Origin of the sequence: Myroides sp. LoEW2-1, from assembly GCF_009767705.1 — a bacterium.
In the GTDB taxonomy this organism is placed as follows: domain Bacteria; phylum Bacteroidota; class Bacteroidia; order Flavobacteriales; family Flavobacteriaceae; genus Flavobacterium; species Flavobacterium album_A.
This window is the reverse complement of the sequence record NZ_WSPP01000371.1, coordinates 1-1819: the sequence shown is the minus strand read 5'-3', so window position 1 is coordinate 1819 and position 1819 is coordinate 1. Positions and strand designations below refer to the sequence as shown.

Here is a 1819-nt window from a genome sequence, read left to right as displayed (position 1 = left end):
CAATAAGGGATAAAATGTCATTTTAGGGGATAAATTTATCTTTGATCATTATAGAACTTTGTTTTAGTAGAATACACCCTTTTATACTACTTTATGTAAATCAATTTAGTTTATCACTTTAAATTAGCTACTTAAAGTGACTTATTACTGATTAATTCTATAGGCCAATAGAGTTAACTATTAGATTGTGTTTTTAAGTTAACCTAAAGCAAAGCAGTGTGTTTTGTTCAAATATAATATGGCTAAAGACAAGGTGTTTTTAGTTTAATATCAAAAAGCAGAAAAAATGAAAAATTATATTAAAAACCTATTCACAGGATTAGCTGTTATTGCAATGCTGAGCGTAGGTGCATTCACAGTGAATGCTAGCGAATTAAAAAAAGATTCCAAAAAAGAGAGTCCTGTTGTAGAATCAATTGAAACAGTAAAAGCTGAAAATGGATATAGTGGAAAGATTTATTATAGATATTTAAATGAATCTGAAGAATATGTCTATGAATTGATTGATAATGTTGAACAAAGTGATTGTACAGAGTTGATCTCTAATGAGAGGTGTACAACTTTCGTTGACGGTATACAAAGAAATCTTTGGGGAGAATTAGCTCCGGGACATTACATCCCACTTTATAAAGAAATGTAATATTTAAAGTAATATAGGGAAGCTGGTAAAGCTTCCCTATTGTTTTTATAAATAACTTTTTGAGTACTTATTTAAGTTTAACCCATTTTCAATCCATTGAATGTCTTTTTTGTTTTTTAAATGGTAATCAAACCAATCAATAATTCTGTAGGTTAAATCAATGTTAGCTTTAGCTTCGTTTTTCTGTCTTGAAAGATTGTGTGCAATTTTATTATAAAATAGAGCTATGACAGGTTTTTTTTCACGTTTTAAAGCTAGAAACATTTTTTGTGTATTTTTCCACGGTACATTGATATCCTCTAATCCTGTCCATAATAGTATTGGTGTATTGATTTTATATGCGTTTAGTAGAGGAGAGTTTTTATAATATTTTTCAGGGTTTTCTGAATATTTTTGGTTGAAATTTAATTGGACTTTTTCAGTGCGATACCAATCAGGCATAAGTCTCATATAACTATATGCAAAATTAAACTGTCCTAAGATATCATATAAACCTGCTCCTGCTATAGCTGCTTTAAATATATCTGTTCCTGTAATAATAGCTGCAGATTTATACCCTCCGAAAGAGTGGCCAATAATTCCAAGATTTTCCTTATCAATTGCATGCTCAACAATTAATGCTTTTTCTACGGCATTTACAGTACAGTCAATAGCACTTATAGTAGCACCTTCTTCGCTTACATAAGTTTGTGCTTGAAGAACAAAGTAACCTTTTTCAGATAAGAGTGTTGGGTTAAATCCTGAATGTGATGCAACTGGTAAGGGGGTAGTAAAATAATTCAGACTATTGGAAAAAGTTAAATCATATACATTTACAATCATGGGGTATTTTTTATTAGGATTGTAATCCTTTGGATATAATAAGGAACCATGTAAGGTTACTTTATGTTTGTCCGAGTATGTAAATTCTACTTTTTTTCTCCAAGAATATAAGTCGGGATCTATCGGTGAGTTTATTAGTTCTTTGATCTTCCTTCCTTGTAGTATTAGTATTTTAGGAGGAAGATTATAATTTTCTATTGAAAACAATACGGCATTTGCTTTATCAGAATAGGGATTATTGAAGTTAGTTTGTAAATTAATAATGTTATCGGTCTCGTAGATATGTTGTAGTTTATCTTTTTCATATATATAGATTCTATTATCTGTTTGTGAATTTACATAAAAGTAAAGAGGACT

The 1819-nt window shown here is 29.6% G+C and carries 2 protein-coding genes; one reads left to right on the top strand and one right to left on the bottom strand.

From position 1 onward, the window contains the following. Window positions 1–286: 286 nt before the first annotated feature. A complete protein-coding gene (locus tag GOQ24_RS16095) occupies window positions 287–640 on the top strand; it encodes a hypothetical protein (RefSeq protein WP_160340160.1) in 354 nt (117 codons plus the stop codon). Window positions 641–685: 45 nt separating this feature from the next. On the opposite strand, the gene GOQ24_RS16090 is transcribed toward GOQ24_RS16095, so the two are convergent. Beyond that, on the bottom strand, window positions 686–1819 hold a 1134-nt coding region (locus GOQ24_RS16090; RefSeq protein WP_208103239.1), incomplete at its 5' end, for an alpha/beta hydrolase family protein.